General features: G+C 41.2%; 4 protein-coding genes. 2 read left to right on the forward strand and 2 right to left on the reverse strand.

Annotated elements, in window-relative coordinates; all coding sequences use genetic code 11:
• On the forward strand, positions 1-424 hold a 424-nt coding region (locus RMO55_RS02525; protein WP_396134150.1), incomplete at its 5' end, for an OpcA/G6PD domain-containing protein.
• A 131-nt stretch (positions 425-555) separates the two neighbouring features.
• On the opposite strand, the gene RMO55_RS02530 is transcribed toward RMO55_RS02525, so the two are convergent.
• Complete coding sequence (locus RMO55_RS02530; RefSeq protein ID WP_310423005.1) at positions 556-1,068, reverse strand: hypothetical protein; 513 nt, start codon at positions 1,066-1,068, stop codon at positions 556-558.
• Positions 1,069-1,413: 345 nt separating this feature from the next.
• Between RMO55_RS02530 and RMO55_RS02535 the strand changes: the two genes are divergently transcribed.
• Positions 1,414-1,611 carry a hypothetical protein gene (locus RMO55_RS02535; protein WP_310423008.1) on the forward strand — a complete coding sequence of 66 codons (198 nt, stop codon included), beginning with the start codon at positions 1,414-1,416 and terminating at the stop codon, positions 1,609-1,611.
• 292 nt (positions 1,612-1,903) lie between these two features.
• Here RMO55_RS02535 and RMO55_RS02540 read toward each other — a convergent pair whose 3' ends face one another.
• On the reverse strand, positions 1,904-2,050 hold the full coding sequence (locus tag RMO55_RS02540; RefSeq protein ID WP_310423011.1) for an ATP-binding protein: 147 nt from the start codon (positions 2,048-2,050) through the stop codon (positions 1,904-1,906).
• Positions 2,051-2,057: the final 7 nt, after the last annotated feature.

Below are 2,057 nucleotides of genomic sequence, written 5' to 3' on the forward strand. Positions count from 1 at the left end.
GATGTTCCTAGGTTGGCTCGCCAGTCGCCTCCAATGGCAACCCACCAGTTATATTCATTCTGGTGGTGACTACGACTTGCGCGAAATCGATTTTGTCGCTCCCGACGGACGCAAAATTCATACCGAACTCGCGGGAATGCCTACGGCTGATTCCGGTGAGATTCCAGGCGACATCATGGGTGTCCGCCTCACATCTACCAATCCCAAAGCCAACTGTAGTACCGTTCTCTGTTCAGAAGTAGCTGGCTGTATGCAGATGGAAACCAGAGGCGGTACGCAAACAGCACGGGTGGAGGAAGTAACTTCCCTCGCCGAGCGCAATGCAGAAGATTTACTCGCTGAGTATCTCCAACGCTGGGGGCGCGATTTATTATATGAGGAAAGTATGACTGTTGTTGCTCAAATTCTGAGTAAAGTCGGATAAGTTTACTGTCTGCGGTTATTGTCACCATTACTGCTATATCCCCGACTTTTTGAAAAAGTCGGGGATATGTCCTCAGCCGGATAGAGAATTGTCGGTTGGAGAGAGCTATAGCGAAACCAAATTAATTATATTTATACAATTGCAAGCTTCAAATATTTTCTATCGATCATTTTTTTGTCCATTCGAGACAATCCAAGCTCACTTGCCAGATCATCCAAAAATTCTCTTTCTTCATCTTCGATAGTTCCGTCTGCTGTAAAAATGAGACAGGCATCCTGATAAAAAATTGCAGCTAATTGATGATTATCTTTAGCAGTATCTATAATTGATCCTATTGGTAACGGGTCGTTAAAGGTCTCAATTAGTATTTCCGCGACAACCTCTTGATTTGTAAGTTCTTCAGGGAATAGAGAATCATCATCAAACAAAGAAGAAATCATACTGTCGGTCATTTCGTCTTCTTCTTCCGTAAACTCACCATCGAGAGAGCAGCAGTGTGCCCAGAGACTAACGCAGACTTTTGCAAATTCTAATCTCTCTAGAATTAAGCTCTCAGTATCAATATCACTATCGTTATCATCCTTAGTGAAAATTGTATATGCGTCTAGGGCTAAAGTCCCTAAAGTAATAACAACATCTATCATTGCTTGCCTAGCTCTTTCTCTCGTGTTTAGTATGCTATTACCTTACTATTCCCAATTTTTAGTCAAAAATAACATTTAAACATTAAAGTTTTGTAGGGTAAGCAAATTTTTACAAAATGACCTTATGCAAACACTAATTCTAACGATCGACAACTCGATCTATTATTCCCAATTATTCGTTGGCGCAGCCTCTCCCGTGGAAAATCGATGTTAACACTCGATTGACTCTGGTGCGATCTGCGGTGATATTAATATCGATCGCCTTAGTTACGATAGATTTTATACAAGAGAGGCTGCGCCAACAAATGTTAGATATAATAGAGCTAGAGCCATAAGGACTAATAAATGATGTCAGTACAACTAGAAAAAAGAGTTGCTTTATTAGAAGCCGAAGTAGAACGGCTAAAACACCAAATACCTATTACTCCAGTTAAAACACCGCACCCGATGCTCAAGTTTGCAGGTATTTTCAAAGACGATTCAGATTTTGCTGCTGTAGTCGCTAACATCGCCACCGATAGAGCAGATACAACAGAGGAATAATGACTCTATTTATATACCGGAATCATTGCAGACGAACTTCGCCTAGATATTCCGTTCATCCCACATATTGGCATTGCCAATTCTCTGGATCCTTATCATTGTAAGCAATTAGTAGATCGATTAAATCATCAGCAATTTGAGATTCGGGGTAGGATCGATTAGATATTATTTCCAGTAAGAGAGATCTAATTAAAACAGTTGAATCGATTAACTTAGTGGATTAAATAACTTATCATTTTTCAACGATTGCAAAAGTAGGGGCAATTCATGAATTGCCCCTACTTTTACCCCATCAATTCACCAACACAGGTAAAGTCACATAAAACTGACTACCTTGCCCCTTCCCTAGAGAAGTTGCCCAAATCTGTCCGCCTAATTGGCGGACTAATTGCCGACAGATTGATAGCCCCAAACCTGCGCCGCCGACAGCTCGGCGCAGAAAGCCT

Source organism: Chamaesiphon sp. VAR_48_metabat_135_sub, assembly GCF_031418915.1.
Taxonomy (GTDB): domain Bacteria; phylum Cyanobacteriota; class Cyanobacteriia; order Cyanobacteriales; family Chamaesiphonaceae; genus Chamaesiphon.

Excerpts from the sequence above, each read along its gene's own strand:
- RMO55_RS02530 (WP_310423005.1), bottom strand. The coding sequence starts at position 1,068 with ATGATAGATGTTGTTATTACTTTAGGGACTTTAGCCCTAGACGCATAT.
- RMO55_RS02535 (WP_310423008.1), top strand. The coding sequence starts at position 1,414 with ATGATGTCAGTACAACTAGAAAAAAGAGTTGCTTTATTAGAAGCCGAA.